Source organism: Streptomyces rhizosphaerihabitans (genome assembly GCF_025399795.1).
Taxonomy (GTDB): Bacteria; Actinomycetota; Actinomycetes; order Streptomycetales; family Streptomycetaceae; genus Streptomyces; species Streptomyces rhizosphaerihabitans.
Map to the genome: position 1 here is coordinate 34,039 of NZ_JAODTZ010000041.1, position 17,516 is coordinate 51,554.

At 70.6% G+C, this 17,516-nt stretch carries 14 protein-coding genes; 9 read left to right on the forward strand and 5 right to left on the reverse strand.

Annotation, left to right across the window (positions count from 1 at the left end; all coding sequences use genetic code 11):
* Window positions 1–5 precede the first annotated feature (5 nt).
* A complete protein-coding gene (locus N4G66_RS31860; protein ID WP_261707730.1) occupies window positions 6–614 on the forward strand; it encodes a hypothetical protein in 609 nt (202 codons plus the stop codon).
* Between the two features lie 353 nt (window positions 615–967).
* Here the strand turns inward: N4G66_RS31860 and N4G66_RS31865 are convergent, their stop codons facing one another.
* Entirely contained in the window at window positions 968–1,951 is a 984-nt protein-coding gene (locus tag N4G66_RS31865) for a hypothetical protein (RefSeq protein ID WP_261707731.1), read from the reverse strand.
* Window positions 1,952–2,110: 159 nt separating this feature from the next.
* Window positions 2,111–2,482, reverse strand: coding sequence for a hypothetical protein (locus N4G66_RS31870; protein ID WP_391858921.1), 372 nt, complete (start codon window positions 2,480–2,482; stop codon window positions 2,111–2,113).
* On the opposite strand from N4G66_RS31870, the gene N4G66_RS46025 reads away from it, so the two are divergent.
* The gene (locus N4G66_RS46025; RefSeq protein WP_391858922.1) at window positions 2,381–2,866 is read left to right on the forward strand and encodes a hypothetical protein; all 486 of its coding nucleotides are present in this window, start codon (window positions 2,381–2,383) and stop codon (window positions 2,864–2,866) included. The two genes, N4G66_RS31870 and N4G66_RS46025, sit on opposite strands and share 102 nt — an antisense overlap.
* Before the next feature lie 186 nt (window positions 2,867–3,052).
* Here the strand turns inward: N4G66_RS46025 and N4G66_RS31880 are convergent, their stop codons facing one another.
* Window positions 3,053–3,445 (reverse strand): hypothetical protein, encoded by a 393-nt coding sequence (locus tag N4G66_RS31880; RefSeq protein ID WP_261707733.1) that lies wholly within the window; start codon window positions 3,443–3,445, stop codon window positions 3,053–3,055.
* 417 nt (window positions 3,446–3,862) lie between these two features.
* Window positions 3,863–4,282 carry a contact-dependent growth inhibition system immunity protein gene (locus N4G66_RS31885; protein WP_261707734.1) on the reverse strand — a complete coding sequence of 140 codons (420 nt, stop codon included), beginning with the start codon at window positions 4,280–4,282 and terminating at the stop codon, window positions 3,863–3,865.
* Between the two features lie 230 nt (window positions 4,283–4,512).
* On the opposite strand from N4G66_RS31885, the gene N4G66_RS31890 reads away from it, so the two are divergent.
* The 4 genes from N4G66_RS31890 to N4G66_RS31905 all read left to right on the forward strand — a co-directional run bounded on the left by N4G66_RS31890 (window position 4,513) and on the right by N4G66_RS31905 (window position 9,440).
* Entirely contained in the window at window positions 4,513–4,827 is a 315-nt protein-coding gene (locus N4G66_RS31890; protein ID WP_261707735.1) for a hypothetical protein, read from the forward strand.
* Window positions 4,827–5,726: a hypothetical protein gene (locus N4G66_RS31895; protein ID WP_261707736.1), complete on the forward strand. Its 900-nt coding sequence runs from the start codon at window positions 4,827–4,829 to the stop codon at window positions 5,724–5,726. The genes N4G66_RS31890 and N4G66_RS31895 overlap by 1 nt, the downstream gene beginning before the upstream one ends.
* Before the next feature lie 121 nt (window positions 5,727–5,847).
* On the forward strand, window positions 5,848–6,516 hold the full coding sequence (locus tag N4G66_RS31900; protein ID WP_261707737.1) for a hypothetical protein: 669 nt from the start codon (window positions 5,848–5,850) through the stop codon (window positions 6,514–6,516).
* Between the two features lie 236 nt (window positions 6,517–6,752).
* Window positions 6,753–9,440, forward strand: coding sequence for a glycosyl hydrolase (locus N4G66_RS31905; RefSeq protein WP_261707738.1), 2,688 nt, complete (start codon window positions 6,753–6,755; stop codon window positions 9,438–9,440).
* Between the two features lie 38 nt (window positions 9,441–9,478).
* Here N4G66_RS31905 and N4G66_RS31910 read toward each other — a convergent pair whose 3' ends face one another.
* Window positions 9,479–10,030: a hypothetical protein gene (locus N4G66_RS31910; RefSeq protein WP_261707739.1), complete on the reverse strand. Its 552-nt coding sequence runs from the start codon at window positions 10,028–10,030 to the stop codon at window positions 9,479–9,481.
* Window positions 10,031–10,212: 182 nt separating this feature from the next.
* Here N4G66_RS31910 and N4G66_RS31915 point away from each other — a divergent pair, with 182 nt between their 5' ends.
* From N4G66_RS31915 to N4G66_RS31925, 3 genes are read left to right on the forward strand one after another with little or no spacing between them, the layout of a single operon-like run.
* A complete protein-coding gene (locus tag N4G66_RS31915; RefSeq protein WP_261707740.1) occupies window positions 10,213–11,919 on the forward strand; it encodes a TIGR02677 family protein in 1,707 nt (568 codons plus the stop codon).
* The gene (locus N4G66_RS31920; protein WP_261707741.1) at window positions 11,916–13,163 is read left to right on the forward strand and encodes a TIGR02678 family protein; all 1,248 of its coding nucleotides are present in this window, start codon (window positions 11,916–11,918) and stop codon (window positions 13,161–13,163) included. The genes N4G66_RS31915 and N4G66_RS31920 overlap by 4 nt, the downstream gene beginning before the upstream one ends.
* Window positions 13,160–17,452 (forward strand): TIGR02680 family protein, encoded by a 4,293-nt coding sequence (locus N4G66_RS31925; protein ID WP_261707742.1) that lies wholly within the window; start codon window positions 13,160–13,162, stop codon window positions 17,450–17,452. The genes N4G66_RS31920 and N4G66_RS31925 overlap by 4 nt, the downstream gene beginning before the upstream one ends.
* Window positions 17,453–17,516 lie beyond the last annotated feature (64 nt).

Consider the following 17,516-nt stretch of genomic DNA (forward strand, 5'->3'; position numbering starts at 1 on the left):
GATCCATGCCCGCATCCAGCCCTGCCCAGCGGCTCGCCGACCACGTTCAACACCTACTTGGCAGCGGTCCGTTTCCCCAGCCCGGTGGATGGACCCACATGGGTGCTGTCATCTGCGACGTCAGCTTCCAGCCCCGGTGCAAGTACGAGGAAACTCTCCGACCGCGGCTCCTCCATCTGCAATTGAGCTGGCCTGATGCGAGAACAGTCCGCGGCTTCCAGCGCCGGCTCGTCACGGAAGACCTCGCCGTTGCCATGAAGTTCAATCACGCACAGAAGGTCGCGACGGCCCACGCCATCACCGACCTCCTCGCTGCCCACGGGGTCGATACCCGCGAGGACCTCCACACGTGGCTCGATCGTCAGGCCAATCGCGCCGCTCTGCGCACGGTGAAGGGGGTGGGGCCGAAGAGCATCGACTACATCGGCAATCTCGTCGGCCGTTCGCACGTCGCCGTTGACGTACATCTGCGCGCCTTCGCCGTGGATGCTGGTGTTCCGGATCTCCCATACGACCAGTTGCGCGCAGTGTATGAGGAAGCCGCCGCACTTCTCGGGCACGACAAGGGTGCACTGGAGCATGCCGTTTGGCGGCATAGGTCGAAGGCCCCGTAGCCACCCAGCGGGCCCAGCCGTTGTAGGTGTGGTTACAGCAGGCTGATCTGCTCGTGGGTGATGCGTGGCCGAGTTCGTGGACCTTGTCTCCGGTCTTCCCCTCCCACCAGTTAGCGAAGATCCTGCGGTGGCACCATCGAGGCCAGGCGGAACCGTCCTGTGGCCGGGGAAATTACCGTGATCCCGTGCGTCGGGTCACCTGTTCGATTCGTTATGCAGCTGGAGTCGCGACCGACCTGCCCGTTCCCGGCGGGCAAGGGCACCACGGAGCAGTCGAGCCGGGCCCCGTGGACGGGCGTTCAGTCGAGCGGACTGGACGCCCGTCCCGGCCATGGCTTGGGTCCGGGCGAACGTCAGCAGCGGAACCCGTGGGTCGTGCCCCGGGGCTCGACGTCGGTGTAAGGCTTGAACCACTCGTCCCACAGGTCGTCTTCAGCTACGTCTGCTTCCAGGAAGTCGTGCGCCCTGTCGCTGACGTCGAGCAGCCCGCTCTCATTAGCGAGGAACTCCCAGTCATAGTCGAACCGAGAGGCCGGAAGGGTTTGGTAGACCTCGTCCGCGCAGACGGATTCGATACTGAACCCGCCGATGCTGCTCACGGCATGGCCGAATAGCACGCTCTCGGCCAGGCAGCGCGGTTCCGGGATGCCACCGGCGAGCAGATCGGCCGCGAGGTCGTCGTACGCGCGAGCGCAGTGAAGCAGGAACCAGTTCGACTGGGCCTCCGCACTGACCGGAACGCTGTCTTCCCAAAAGTCGGGGTCATAAGCGGCGAGGTACGTCTTGTCCGCAAGGTCCTTCAGCTGCCGATGGAGAACGAATGCGGTCCTGGGCGTTACACCGACACCGCCGCAGTCCCCGCAGCCGCGCCCCCGGGGGGACAAGTCGCAGACAGCGCACTTTGCGCAGTCCTCGTCCACAGTGCAGCCGCAGTTCCGGCAGCTCCCGCAGTCGGTAGCGCTGAAAAGCGAGAACACGGCCGCGTTGCGCTGTCCCAGGCTCTCCGTAACGGCCCGCGCGGTTCTGCGCGCAGCCTGGGCCCGTGGGGCGTCACCATTTGCGTCCTCGATCTCCTCCGCGATGTCAGTGATTGCCCTCCTGAGGGGGCCAGGCAGGGAAGCCGAACACCGGTGAACCTTCGCGAGGGCGCCTGTTCCTCCCTGGAGAGCCGCATTGAGTGTGAGGGTGAGCAGCTGGGATTCGTCGCGATCCTCGAACGTCCCGATCTTCGAGAGCTCCGGTCCGCGGGGTGTCCCCCGCAAGCTGAACAGGATGGCGCCGTTGCCCTTGGGCTGGGTCAGGAAGAAGAGATGCGACGGTGCGGAACGTGCCGGCATGGCTGAGCCTCCGAGTGGTGCGCGCGGGCATCGAGCGCGGGCACGGCAGGGAACACCGCCGCAGGCTCGTGCCTACTACGTGAAAGATGAGGTGAGAGACAAGCCGGTGGTCCGGGTGCGTCCGCAGACTCCTTGGCTGAAGCGCAGCTGGTGATCTGGCTACGAGCGAGACCCCGTTGCTGGCACGCGGAAGCCTGCCACAGAAGGTGCCGGGAATGCCAGTGAGTTCACGAATCCTGATCTGGGGTGAACATTGTTCGATCCCTCAACTCCTGCCCCCCTCCACCCTGATGTCCTGGTTCCTGGCGTTGCTCCGGCCGCTCGGCCCCGTCTTGCAGACCGTCTCGTAGCAGCGCCAGAGCGGCGGCGCAGCTCGATGCTCGTGCCGCCGCAGCGGGCGTACTTCGGCGGGCGGGTGAACAGCTCGGCGTGCTCGTGCTCCAGGAGCTTGCGGGCGAAGTGGCCGCCGCGCATCGTCACCATGACCTCGCGGGTCCACGCCTGGGACAGGGTGTTGAGGCTGCCGATCATCACCGTCCGCTCGTCGATCACCGCGATCTTCTGGTGCATGACGTTGACGGGGACGACCGTGTGGACGACGGCCCGCAGGTCCGCGATGAGGCTCTGGCTGTCCGGGCGGGCCTGGAGCTGGTCCTGTCGTCGCGGATGAACACGGTCACGCGCACGCCGCGTCCGGCCGCCTCGTGCAGCAGTGGCAGGATGCCGCGCACCCGGTTCGCGACCCACGGCGCCCACAGCCAGACCGAGGCGCGGGCCTTGCGGATCTCGTCCTCGAAGGTGCTGAAGAATGTCGTCTCGTCGTCGATGCCCGTGACCTCGACATGCCGGGCCAGCACGTCGGCGAGGACGCGCCGAACTCGCCGAGTTTCCGCGCGTCCTCGTGGGGCGGGGTGATCAGGTGCCCAGCCCGCAGGCGCCGGACGCCGGGGGTGCCGACCAGCGCGGCCATCGGCCATGAGTACCGGGTTCTCGGTGGCGACATCGAGGTCCTGGCGTATCCGCCGGTGAGGACCAGCGGATATGGGGAGCCGAGGGCGATCACATTCGCCAGGAGCCGCGTGTGCAGCTCTGGCATGTCCGTCACGCGGCTGCCCGGGTGCGGGAGGCGAGCTGGGGGAAGGTGTCCTCCCACACAGTGCGCACGGTGCGACCGACCAGGGCGTGCAGCACCGACCACAACTGGAGGAGCAGGTCCTGGTTGAGGTAGCGGGGCAGGTCGTCGCGCAGTCCCTCGTGCAGGACAGTGCGGTACAGGCCCATGCGCTGGCGAGGCTTGCTCATGTCATATGAGGTCGTCCCCGACCAGGCCATGTGCAGAGGCAGCTCTACGACCCCTTGGATCGGGCCGTGCAACTCCTCCAGCGACTCCGGCAGACGCCGCCGGAACTTCTCCCGGTACAGCGCGAGGTCCTCGGCCTCCGCCCCCGAGAGGTTCTTCGGCATGGGTGCGGGGTGTTGTGGGCTGGAGGGCATGCCTCCATTCTGGGGCCGGAGTAGTGGCGCGGGTCATGATGAGCCAGCTGGCCTCTGGAGTGAGCGGGACGGAGCCTGCTGGGGCAACTGGTCGTGGCAGCTCGGTCTGGCCCGAGTGGGCGGGATGGGCTGTCGTCGACCGTGACGCTCGTTTGACGCTCTGGGCGCACTCACGCTGCGCGGCGAGCCGAGAAAGCTGCTCTGACCTGGTCTTTTCCGTGACTCGCTCAGGCCGACATCTTCCCGATGACGCATCACGTGGAGTGCGTTGTGATCCTGGAACCGGTGAAGACGAGCGCCTGACCTGCAGGTTCGGGGGCCTGTGCGGTGTGGCCGTTCCGGGCGGTACGAGGAGCCGCTCGAGGGTGCCGGCCCACTCGCCAGCGCGTTGACGCAGTCGGCCGGTGACGCGGATCTTCAGGCGTCTCCCTTGGGTAGCGCGGCGAGGAACGCGTCGATGTCCTGACGGACGTGGCGCGAGACGTCGGTCAGGGCGGCGACGGTTTCCCTGAGTTCGTGAGCCGGCTCCGGGGCTGCGGCCCAGACCTCCGGCTTTCTGGTGACGACCGCATACAGCAGGTCATCGTCGAACCAGCCGCCCTCGGCTCGCTTCGGCGCGGCGCTCCGCAGAATTTCCACCGCAAGGGGCAGCAGCCAGCGCAGCCCCACATCCTGGCCGATCAGCCGGGCCAGCTCGTGTGGCTCCAGGGTCGCGACCGGCCGACGGCGCAGCTCGTACACGTTCCTGACCATGGGGGTCGAATCCGCGGGGGGAACCGGCCAACGCAGGCCCTCCAACTCCTCGACGGAGCTGCCGCGGTCGAGGTCTTCGGGCATTGTCGGATCCTCTCGTGCTCCGCCGTGCGGCGCGGAGGCGTTCCTTCTTCGGTCATTCGAAGCACGGGGCAGCGCGCAGCAAGACGTGGGGCGCAGTGGCCGGACCGCCCCAAGTGAGCGTAACTGATCGCCAGTTGTCGCTTCCTGATGGAAGCTCAACTGGTGTCACCACACGTTGCACGGATAGCGTTGCTCTACTTCAGAGATCCCCACCTCAACTGGAGTCCCAAGTGAACCGCCCCGCCCGGCCCGTCGAAGTAGCGCTCACCGCATCCACGGTCGTGCTGCTGACCGCCTGCGGCTCGGGAGGGGGCGACGGCTCGTCCTGCGACCGCCAGGTCCACATCGACGACGGCGGTTCGGGCGTGCCCTTCTACCGCGTCGATGAGCGCGGGGCGTCCACCAAGAACCGCAGGACGGGCAAGGTCACCACCACATCCGGCAAACCCGAGTCCGTGCTGCGGTACCGCGCGAGACCGGACAGGACCTCGCAGGGCGTCTGGAAGAACGTGTCCCTGACGACCGTCGCCGGGGGTTGCGGCTGATGCGGTCGGCAGAGAGGCCGAACAGCCTCGCCGTCGTATCCGTTGCCGCTCTGCTCCCGCTCAGCATCGGCTGCTACCTGCTCGCCGCGATCGTGGGGTTGTTCCTCCTGGCGGACGACTTCGGTCCCGCCCTGCTGGTGCCCCTGTGGATCGTGCACGGCGTGCTCCTCGCCCTGCTGATCCGGAAGCTGGGCGCCAAGGAGTCCAGCACGTACACGGCGCTGTTCATCGTGATCACCTCGCTGATGTCCGTGTACGTCGCCACCATGGCACGCGACGATCTCACGCTGCAGCAGCGCGGGGAGAAGGTTACGGCCACCGTCGTGACGAAGTGGCGCGACCCGGCCGAAGGACGAAAGGCCCGCGACTACAACTACGCGCTGGACCGTCAGAACGGCACCAGGGTGCCGGGACCGGCCATGAAGACACCGTCCGACCGCTACGACATCGGTCAGAAGGTGACCGTGCTGGAGGACCCCCGGGGTGAACTCCGCCCCCGGACACCGGGCCAGGCGGACGCGACGGGCGAGGTGATCGGATCGGGTGCCTTCGCGCTCGCCGCACTCGGCGCCGTCGGCTGGATGACCTGGCGGGCGTCGGACGCCGCGAGGCGGCGGGACGACAGAAAGCCGTCGGCCGGCATGCGCACGGTGTACAAGGCCGTCACCGGCAATCACACCACGCGGGATGAGCAGGAGGAGAGTCTCCGCGAGGCCTTGCGCACATACCCTGCCGACCGCCGCGGCTACATAAAGGTCCAGCCCGAGGACTACCCCGATCTGACGCAGCACCGAGCCGCCCGCATCGGCTGGGAGGCGGGCCTGCGTGCGGAAGCTACGGGCAACCGGGGTTCGTGGCGTTTCAAGGAGACCGTGATCGAGGAAGTGCCGCACGACTGAACCGGGCAGATGAGGCCATGAGCCCCGCACGGTCGGGCCCGACGGCACCGACCGTGCGCGGTGACCCGAGATACGACCGTCTCACGGGATGTCGACACAGCCAGGGAAAGCGAGTCGCACGGTGAAAGTCCCGGAAATACTGTCCCGTTTCGACGGGCGAGGCCACACCGAGTTCCTCCTCGGTGGCTTCGAAGCCGGAGACTCCGACACGATCACGGCGATCGGCTTCGAGTTCGGCTACGACCTCCAGGCAACCGGGACACCCAGCAAGAGCGCCATACGCCTGGTCTTCGTCCGGAACGATTCCCCGACAGCCCGCCAACGTGCCCAGCGGACTCAGGACCGACTGTGCGCGGGAGGCCCGCTCCTGCCGACATGGAACGCTCCCTCTCCTGGTGCCCAGCCCGGCACGACCCGTCCCGTCACGGCCGTCGAAATGGCGTCGGCGCGCCGAGGTCTCATCGCTTACGAAGCCCACGGAGCAAGAGGTTTCGCCCTCCTCGTCGGGCTGCTAGGCCTCGGGAGCCTCATCGTCGCCGGGGTGCTGCGCGACCGGCCGGGCGCGGCGTTCGCCGTGCTGCTGGTCTTCGCCATCCCGTTCACCGTGACCGCGGCGTTCATCCCCCGATGGATGAAGCGCTGGTACGAGAAGAACCGGCGGCTGGTGGATCTTTACGACCAGCAGCGGACCGGCTGGGTCGAACCCCCACCTCCGCCGCCCGGCCCCTCGGGCCGGGGCCCCGGTACAGGGAACGGATTCAACGCCCGCGGTCGGAACAGCACCGAGTGACCGCGCCTCCCGGCACAGCCGAAGCTCCGGGTGAGAGCCCGTCACCGTGGCCGCGGCTCGGCCGGGCCCCTTCTCGAAAGCGACCAGGGCGCCCCGATAGCCGTACGGACGATCTTCCGCACGCAAGCAATGAATGACAGGTTCTGCTCAAAGATTGGCCAAGCGCCGGACGTCCTCCCGCCCGCGTGGTCGGGTCTCCCGCGACGGCTCTGTCGAAGCTCGTTCGGGAGGATCTGGTGTCAGAAACAACCCGCAAGAGACGATGGTTCACGATCTGTGCCATCACCGCGTCCGCCGCCCTCGCCGCGATACCCGCGGGCGCGGCGCCCGGCCGGGGCGGCAGCCCCTTCGGGGTTCGTGCCCTTGAGCAACTCGCCGCCGAACGCGCGCAGTCGGGGGGCGCTGTCACCCCCAAGGTGACGGCGGACGACGACGGCGGCGACGACGGCAACGAAGCCGACGAGATAGCCGAGGGTGCAGACCAGTACGCCGAGGCCCGCACCTCGCCCGGCGTCGTCGCACCCGGCGCGTATGGTGCCGCTTGGAGCAGTCTCGCCAACCTGCCGTCCACTGGAGGCAGTTGGCGCAACGTCACCGATCTGCCGTACAGCTCGGACGACGCGCGCTACCGCGACTACGACTCCAACTCCAGCGGTGGTTCGGGCAATGTCACCGGGCGGATGGCCGCGATGGCGGCCGATGGTGACGGGTACGTCTACGCCGGCAGCGCGGGCGGCGGCATATGGCGGTCCCGGTCAGGCGGCGGGCACTGGCAGCCCATCAGCGACAAGCTGTCCTCCCAGTCGACCGGCGCGCTGGCGCTGGACGGGTCCGGGCGCCTATGGCTGGGCACCGGCGAGGCGAACACCAACGCGGACGCGTACCTCGGCAGCGGGGTGTACGTGCTGAGCGACCCGCACCACGGTACGTTTTCGTCCCGCAGCCGGGTCGGCGGTGACGAGCTGGAGAGCACCACCGTCCACCAACTGCGGTTCGGCGGCGGCAAGGTGTGGGCGGCGACCAGCGAGGGGGTGTGGAGCCACTCCACGAAGACCCTCGGCGGCGCCTGGAAGCTGGAGTTCGCGCCCAACCCCGACTACCTGCCGGGCGGTTCACTGGCCGACGACGCCTCGGCCCCGTACAAGAACATCACCAACGACATCGCGATCGACCCGAAGAACCCCGTCAAGGTGGTCCTCGCGGTCGGCTGGCGCAGCGGTGACGACTACAACGGCTTCTACACCAAGGGCACGGACGGCACCTGGACGCGGATCACCAGTGGCCTGGGCGACCTGCCGTCCGACGCGGACAACGTCGGCGACGTCACCTTCGCCCGGTCCGCCGACGGCTCCCGCTACTACGCCATCGATCAGTCGCCGGAGCAACTGAACACCAACCCGGACAGCGGTCTGGAGGGCTTCTACGTCTCCAAGTCCGGCTCTCCCACCGGACCTTGGACCAAGATCGCTGACTACCAGCAGCTGGCGGCCGACGGTTCGGCGCTGACCTCCAGCGGTTACATGCCGGGCGTACAGGCTTGGTACAACCAGTTCCTGACGGTCGACCCGGCGAACGCGGAGCATGTGTACGCGGGGCTCGAAGAGGTCTACGAGACCAAGGACGGCGGGAGCAACTGGTCGACGGTCGGCCCGTACTGGAACTTCGGCTTCTCCTGCTGGAGCATCGACCCGGCGAAGCAGACCGGTGACTGCAACCAGACCACCCACTCCGACCAGCACGGCGTCGCCATCGGCAGCTACCACGGCAAGAGTTATGTGTACGTCGGCAACGACGGCGGTGCCTACAAGCGCCCGGTCGACGGTTCCCAGGACTCCTCGGGCCACGCCACCGACTGGACCTCCCTCAACGACGGCACCATCGACACCCTCCAGTACTACTCGGTGGGCATCGGCAAGGACCGTACGTACGGCGGAGTCTCCGTCACCGGCGGCCTGCAGGACAACGGCCAGTCGATTCTGCGCAGCAACGACAAGGTGATGGGCTCCAACTTCGGCGGTGACGGCGGCGACACCCTCACCGACCCGGCCAACGGTTGCAACATCGCCGAGGAATACGTCTACCTTTCCGTCCAGGTCACCCAGAACTGTGCGGTGAACGACGGTAGTTGGGTAACCGATCCCAGCAAGGTCACGTCGTACAACGTCGCCCCGGCCGACAACGCCACGAGCGAGGCCCGCTTCATCGCCCCGCTCGCGGCGGACATGAAGAACAGCTCGACATGGATCGCCGGTGGCCGTCATGTCTGGGTGCAGACACACGGCTACGCCATCCGCAGTGGCGACGAGTGGACGAGCGTCCGCGACCTCGGTGCCGGGCGCACCGCGACCGCCGTCGCCGCCTCCGGCGGCAAGGTGTACGCCGCGTGGTGCGGCCCCTGCAACAACCAGGGCTTCGCGCGCGGCATCTCCGTCGGCAACGCTGGGGGCACCTCCCGGACGAAGTCTGGGGGAGGTAGCGGCTGGCACGACATCAACCTGCCGGCCACGGGCACGGACGGCACGGTGCCCAACCGCTACCTCAGCGGCTTCGCCATCGACCCGAAGAACGCCGACCACGTGTATCTGGAGGTCAACGGCTTCTCCCGGCACTGGACCGAGGGACCCGGCGCGGGGGTCGGCCACGTCTTCGAGTCGACCGACGGCGGCACCACCTGGAAGGACATCTCCGCCAACCTCCCCGACGTACCGGCCAACTCCGCGGTCGTCACGGCGAACGGCGGTCTCGCCGTCGCCACCGACCTGGGCGTGGTCTACCGGGCGCCGGGCCGTGCGACGTGGCAGCGCGTCGGACAGCTCCCGGCGGTCGCCGTGCTCCAGCTGAAGCTGAGCCCGGACGGCGCCACCCTGTACGCGGCCACGCACGGCCGCGGCATCTACACGATCAAGGTGCGCGACTGCGGCTGACGCACTGAAGCCGCAGGGGTGATTCCGGGTCTCCGGGGTCACCCCTGCGTCGTGTACGGCACCACCCTCACGTGCAGGGTGAAGGCGACGCGCGGCGCGCCGGCCACATCCGGCGCCTTCGCAGACACGGTGACGTCCGCCGTGCCGCCCCTTGTCCCGGCGCAGCGCACCGAGACCCGGGCGGTGCCGTCCGCCGCCGTCTCCCACCCGGAGACCAGAGCGAAAGCAGGCGCGGAACTCAGCGCGCCCGTCCACCGTTTGTCGTCGTTCCGCGGCCGGAGGACCAGGGACACCGTGGTGCCGGGCCGTACGCACAGGTGTCGTTCGGGCGCGTCGCCGGGGATGACGCCGACCTCCGCATGCCCGGCGGCGCACTTCCCCGGCGAAGCGGAGGGCGTGATGGCGGGCGTGGACGGGCTGTGCCCCGTCGGACTCGCCGGCGCGGCCGAGGACGGGGCCGCGGAGGAGCGTGTCGGCGCACCTGTCGACGGTCCCGGCGATCCCGCCGAGCGGCTCCCGGACGGCCCGATCGCCGATCCGTCACCGGTCGACGCGCCGCAGGCAGCCAGGACGAACACTCCGGCGACCATCCACCCTCCGGCCCACCACCGCATGTCCGTACCTCCCGGTCCCCTCGTACGACTACCAGCATGCCCCGCCCACGACATCGCCGTTGCCCAATCCCCGCCGCGTACTCGGCTGGGCGAAAAGACGGGCGAAATTCGGACATCGTGCAAGGTGGGGGATGCCGGTCCGGGAGGATGGGCCAACGATGACAGTCCAGACTCCCGGCCGAGATCCCGCCGACTACACCCCCTTCACCCACCTCACCGTCCCCAACTCCGCCCTCTATCGGCAGGTGATGCGGGCCTTCCTCGCGGCCAAGGAACGGTTCGCGGTGCATCTGCGGCCGGAGGATGTGCACGCCGCCATGGAGGCGGGGAGCAGGCCGGCCGACGTGGAGTCGGTGGTGAAGGCGCTGGACAGTCTTGTCGGCTGGGGCAATCTGCGGGCGGATCCGGACACCGCGCGGGTGACGGCGGTGGAGGACTTCTACCGGAAGCGGTACATCTACCAGCTCACCCGGGCCGGCGAGGCGGCCGAGGCGGCGCTGGGGACGTACGACGAGGTGCTGGGGCGGCGCGGTGAACTCCAGGCGGTCGCGCTGCACGACATCGTCACGCAGGTGCGGGCGCTGCTGGTGATCGCGGCGGAGGACGAGCCCGACCCGGCCAAGGCGTACGTCGCCCTGTCCGTGCTGACGGCGCGCTTCACCGACCTCGCGGACAACGCCCGCGCCTTCATGGGGTCCCTCCAGCGCACCATCGACCTGCACGACATCGAGGTCGAGGCGTTCCTCGCGTACAAGGACCGGCTGATCCAGTACCTGGAGCGGTTCATCCAGGACCTCATCACGCTCGGCGGGAGGATCGCCCTGCTGATCGGCGAGCTGGAGGAGCAGGGCCGGGTGGGGTCGTTGCTGCGGCTCGCCGCGGTCCGGGAGGCCGCCGACGCCGCTCCCGAGGACGCCGAGCACGCCGAGGCGGCGGCGCGGGAGAAGTGGGCCGCGCGGTGGTCCGGGCTCGCGGAGTGGTTCGTCTCGTCGGAAGGGCGGGCGTCGCAGGCCAGGCTGCTGCGTGGACGGGCCCTCGGATCCATCCCTCAACTGCTTTCGGTCGTACGTCAGTTGAATGAACGACGGGCAGGCCGTTCCGACCGCTCGGCCGACTTCCGCGCGCTGGCGCGCTGGTTCGCCCAGGCACCGGACGACGAGACGCGACACCGGCTGTGGCGGGTGGCGTTCGGGCTGTACTCCTCCCGGCACCTGACGGTGGACGCAGACACCCTCGACGAACGTACGGCCTCGCCGGAGCCGGCCTCGACCCCGTGGCGCCAGGCTCGACCACTGCGGATCAGCCCACACCTGCGCCGAACCGGCAGCTACGAGCGGCGCGGCAAGCCGCGCAGGGTGGCGGACCGGGGTGAGGCGAAGCGCCGGCTCGCCGAGATCGCCGCCCGCCAGGCGGAGCAGACGGGCGCGGCCCGCGCCCGACTCGCGACGGGCGGCCCGATCCGGCTGTCCCGGCTGGGAGAACTCGACCCGCTCTCCTTCCAGTTGTTCCTGCGCCTGCTCGGGGACGCCCTCGCCACTTGGCGGCCGGGCATGACGAGCACCGCCGCGACCAGTGGGGACGGCTCGATGGAGATCCGATTGACCGCGCCCGTCGACGGCTCGACCGCCGAAGTGCGCACACCGGACGGGGTGTTCAGCGGACCGGACCATCTGATCGAGATCGTCGACCTCACGGCGGGGGCGGTCGACCTCACGGCGCGGGAGAGGGGCCCGGCCGACGTCTCCGCCGAACCACCGATCTTCGCCCCGGCCGAATCGAGTCCGGCGGCCAACGTGTCCGTCCCCCGGGCGGGTATCCCCCACCAGTCCTCCCGGACCGCCGCACCCTTGGGGGAGGACCGATGACCGGCCCCCTGGCCGAGGTCCTCGACGGACAGCGCGAGGCCGACCTGCAACGGGCCGCGCGAGCCCTGCTGAAGGAGCCCCTGCTCACCGCCGACGGACCGCACGCCGACGCCTTCCGGCTGGTGCGCCGGCACTCCGCCGAACTGCGGGAGTGGTTCGAGCGCAACGTCGGCTGGACCCTGCGCACGGACGCCGACGCCGCACGGCTGCGCAAGACGCCGGGCACCCTCACCGACGCGACGCACCCGGCCCGCGAGGTCGGCCGGGCGGCGCTGCCGTTCACCCGGCGCCGCTACGTCCTGCTGTGCCTGACCCTGGCCGCACTGGAGCGGGGCGAGTCGCAGGTGGCACTCGGACGCCTCGCCGAACAGGTCGTCCTGGCCGCCGCCGACCCCGAACTCGTCGCCGCCGGGATCACGTTCACCCTGGAGCGGCGTGACGAGCGCGTCGACCTCGCCGCCGTCGTACGACTGCTGCTGCGGCAGGGAGTGCTGCGCAGGGTGGCCGGGGACGAGGACGCGTACGTCAGCGGATCCGGAGACGTGCTCTACGACGTACGGCGGCGTGTGCTGGCGGGGATGCCGGCCGCCCGGCACGGTCCGTCCCTGATCGAATCCGCGGCGTTCGAGGAACGCCTCGTGGAGATGACGGCGCAGACCGCGCTCGACAGCGACGAGCTGAGGTTCCGCGCGATCCGCTGGAAGCTGACCCGCCGCCTCCTCGACGACCCGGTGCTCTACTACGACGACCTGACCGACGAGGAACTGGCCTATCTCACCCGGCAGCGCGGCTTCATCACCGCGCGCATCGGCGAACTGACCGGACTCGTCGCCGAGGTCCGTGCCGAAGGCATAGCCATGGTCGACCCGCACGACGAACTCACCGACGTACGCATGCCGGAACAAGGCACGCACGGGCACATCACCCTGCTGCTCGCCGGGCATCTGGCACGGGCGGACGGGCCGGTCACTCCCGCCGAACTCGCGTCACGAGTGCGGGAACTGGCCGCGGAACACGGCGGTTTCTGGTCCAAGTCGGCGCGAGAGCCGGGAATGGAAACCGAGTTGGTGGAGCAGGCCCTGGAGAAGATCGTGGCACTGGGACTCGCCGAACGCACGGAACAGGGTGTCGTGCCGCGCCCGGCCCTCGCGAGGTACGCGGTCGGAGAGCCCGTAGTCAGGGAACCAGGGCGCGCCCGTCATGCCGCCGCGGCACCGGACTCGACCATGAAGGACGAAAGGTGAACCGCGCTGTGACGGTGCTCCCCAGCCCCGCGCCCGGCCGCTGGCGGCCCCTGCGCATCGGACTCGTCGACCTGTTCCACTACGACGTCGAGGAGTTCTGGTTCCGCGACGGCCGCCTGCTGCTGCGAGGCAACAACGGCACCGGCAAATCGAAGGTGCTCGCCCTCACCCTGCCGTTCCTGCTGGACGGAGACCTCTCCGCCCGCCGTGTCGAGCCCGACGGCGACCCGGGCAAGCGCATGGAATGGAATCTGCTCCTGGGCGGCGAACACCCGCACCCGGAACGGCTCGGCTATACCTGGATCGAGTTCGGACGGCTCGACGAGACCACGGGCGATCCGCATTTCCGTACGCTCCTCTGCGGACTGAAGGCGGTCGCCGGGCGCGGCATCGCCCGCCACTGGTTCGGGGTGACGGACCAGCGCATCGGCGCCGGCCTCGACCTGCTCGACGCCACCGGAACGGCCCTGTCCAGGGACCGTCTCGCCGAGGCGGTCGCCGGACGCGGCATGGTCTACGACACCGCGAAGACCTACCGCCGAGCGGTCGACGAAGCGCTCTTCGGGCTCGGAGAGCGGCGCTACGGAGCACTGGTCGACCTGCTCATCCAGCTGCGCCAGCCGCAACTGTCCAAGCGGCCCAACGAAGCGGCCCTGTCCAGGGCACTGACCGAGGCGCTGCCGCCGATGGACCAGGCGGTCATCGCCGACGCGGCCGAAGCCTTCAGGTCGCTGGACGAGGAGAAGGAGGAACTGCGGGCGGCCCGCGAGGCGGAACAGGCGTCGTCGGCGTTCCTCGACCACTACCGGCGCTACGCCCGCATCGCCTCCCGGCGCCGGGCCCGCCTGCCCCGCAGCGAACACGCCCGCTACGAACACCTCCAGCGTGAACTCCTCAAAGCGCAGGCCGACCGCGAACAGGCCGTGACGGACCGGAAGGAGGCCGGGGAACGGGCGGCCGCACTCGACGAGCGGGCCGCGCGGCTGGCGGCCCAGGACGCCGCCCTGCGGACCGGCCCCGAGATGCGCGACGCCCGCGAGCTCGAACAGGCGGCGGCCGACGCCTCCCGTACGGCGGGAGAACGGACGCGCGCCGAGGAGGACCGCCGTACGGCGGCCGAGGCCCACACCCGTGCCCTCGGCCGGCTCACCACCGCCGGCCATCGGCGCACCGCGGCGCTCAAGGCGCTGGAGGACTTGCAGGACCGGGTCGACGAGACCGCCGCGACAGCCCGCCTCGACTCCCCCCGGACCCAGGGTGCCCCCGAGGCGGCCCTGCGCCGGGAGGCGGAGGAGGCGACAGCGCGACGACGGCGCGCCGTCGCGCATGTGGAGGAACTCGCCACCCGGGCCGAACGCGCCGAGGAGGCCCGCGGAGCGGCCGGGCTGCGCGCCGACGAGGCCGACGAAGAGGTCGTGCACAGCGGCGAGCGGCTGGCCGAGGCCGAGGAGAACGCCGCCGGGGCGGGGCGCGCACTGATCGCGGACGTGCGGGAACACCTGTCCCGTTGCGCGGAGTTGCGCCTGCCGGACCTCCCCGGGATCCTCGACGCGGTCCAGAGCTGGGTGAGCGGTCTGGACGGCCCCCACCCGGCGCTCGCGGCGGCGGCCGGGACCCATCGCGCCTTCGCCTCCGAACTGGCAGACCGAGCGGCCGACCTGGCCCACCGGGAGGCGGGACGGGCGGACCGGCAGCGCCTCGCGGTCGAGGAGCTGGCAGAACGCGAAAGGGGCGGGCAGCGCGGCCCGTCGGCTCCGTACACCCGCACGCCCCATGTCCGGGAGCGGGGTCCCGGCGCCCCGCTGTGGCGGCTCGTCGACTTCCGGCCCCATGTCACCGAAGCCGAACGCGCGGGACTGGAAGCCGCGTTGGAGGCGTCGGGACTCCTCGACGCCTGGGTGCGGCCGGACGGTTCCGCGGTGGCGGCGGACGGCCACGACGTGTTGCTCGACCCGGCCGACCCGTTCGGCGGAGCCGGCCTCGACCACGCGCTGTGCCCGGCCGTCGACCACACGGACACGGGGGCCGCCGCCGTGGGGGAGCGGACGGTCGGACGCGTGCTCGCCGCGATCGGGCTGGCCGGACAGGACGGCGGCGGGCCCGGGACGACCCCCTGGGGCGTCGAGGGCAACGACACCTGGGTCTCCGTGCACGGCAGCTTCCGCGTCGGCGCGCTGACCGGCAGCTGGGCCAAGGACTGCGCCCAGTACGTGGGCGAGGAGGCCCGGGAGCAGGCACGCCGGGCCCGGATCGGTCAACTGCGCATCGAAATCGGCGCTTTGGAGGTCGAGCGGGAGCAACTGGCCCAGGAGCAGCGCGTTGTCGCCGAGCGTCGCCGCGTCCTCGATGCCGAACTCGCCGCGGTGCCCGGCGACGACACCCTGCGACTGGCCCACGCGCGCGTCACCGCCGCGGCCGACGCCGCCCACCGGGCCCGTGCCCGGCACCGTGAGCGGATGGCGGACCTGGCCCGCGCGGACGCGGCCGCACACCGGGCCACAGCCGAACTCACCGAGACCGCGGCCGACATGAATCTCCCCGCCGACCGGGCCGGACTGGGTGCCGTGCTCCAGGCGCTCGCCGACCGCACCGCCCTTCTCGCGGCGCTCTGGCCGGCGTTGAGAGAACGCGCGGAGGCCGAGCACGCCGTCGCAGGCGAACAGGCGGAGACCGAACGGGCCGAGCTCCGGGTCCACGAACTCGCGGAGCGCACGGCGGAGGCGACCCGGCTCGCCGCCGCCGCGGACGAGCACCTCACCACCCTCCGCTCCACGGTCGGAGCGGCCGTCGCCGACCTCCAGCGGCGACTGGAGGCGACGACGGCGGCCGCACATGACTGCGGGAGCGAGCGAAGGCGGGCCCAGGAGGACATCGGCGAGGCGGACCGGCGCGCCAGCCACGCCGAGGGACGCATCGAGCAGCTCGGCGAGGGCGTCACGGAAGCGACCGCCGCCCGCGAGCGGGCCGTCGCGGCCCTGCAGCGGTTCGCCTCGACGGGACTGCTCATGGTCGCCCTTCCCGACACCGTCGTACCCGACGGCGACGGTGGGGTGTGGGCGGCGACCCCGGCCGTCAACCTCGCCCGCGCCATCGAGTCCCAACTGTCCGCCACCGACGACTCGGACGCGGCCTGGGAGCGCGTACAGAAGCGGCTGAGCGAGGAGTTCAGCAGACTCCAGGACGCGCTGTCCCGGCACGGACACACCGCGACGGCCCGGACGGGCGAGGACGGCATGCGGGTCGACATCGTCTACCAGGGCCGCGAACGCGCCGTCCCTGAACTCGCCGAAGCCCTTTCCGCCGAGGTCGCCGAACTGACCCGCATCCTGTCCGCGCACGAACGCGAGATCCTGCAGACCCATCTGATCACCGAGGTCGCCGGCACGCTTCAGGAACTGATCGGTGCCGCCGAACGGCAGGTGCGCGCCATGAACAAGGAGCTGGAGGAGCGCCCGACCTCGACGGGGATGAAGCTGCGGCTGGTCTGGCGGTCGTCCCGCCGGGCCCCGCAGGGACTGGCCGCGGCCCGTGAACGGCTGCGTCAGTCCGCCGACGCCTGGTCACCGCGGGACAGGGACGCGGTCGGCGCGTTCCTTCAGGAGCAGATCGCGCGCCGCCAGGCCGACGACAGCACCGGCAGCTGGCTGGAGGATCTCACCGCGGCCCTCGACTACCGCGCCTGGCACGAGTTCGGCGTCGAACGCCACCAGCACGGCAAGTGGGTACCGGCCACCGGGCCCGCCTCCGGCGGCGAGCGGGTACTCGCGGCGTCCGTGCCCCTCTTCGCCGCGGCGTCCTCCCACTACGCGAGCGCGGGCGGCGCCCACGCGCCGCGCCTGGTCACCCTGGACGAGGCGTTCGCCGGAGTGGACGACGACTCGCGCGCCAAGTGCCTCGGTCTGCTGCGCGCGTTCGACCTCGATGTCGTCATGACCAGCGAACGGGAATGGGCCTGTTACCCGCAGGTGCCCGGGATCGCCATCGCCCAGCTCTCCCGTGTCGACGACATCGCCGCCGTCCTGGTGACCCGGTGGGAGTGGGACGGCCGCGACCGGCGGCGCGGCGCGGAGCCCGACGGACGGGTGAACACTCCGGGGGAGCTCTCGCCTGCCGTCGGCCCGGCGAAGGCGCCGGGCGGAGCTGGAGTCGGGGCCGCAGGTGGAGCCGGGGGCGGTGCCCCGGGCAGCGTCGCGGTCGAGGCCATGGGTGGTGCGATGGCGCCGTCCGCCGGGCAGGGGTGGGACGCCGCCGTGGGCGGCACCGGAGACCGGGAGTCTCCGTGGACATGAACCCTCCCGTGCCGCCGTCCTCGACCACCGGGAGTCCGCCAGGGACGGACCGGCCGACGCGACT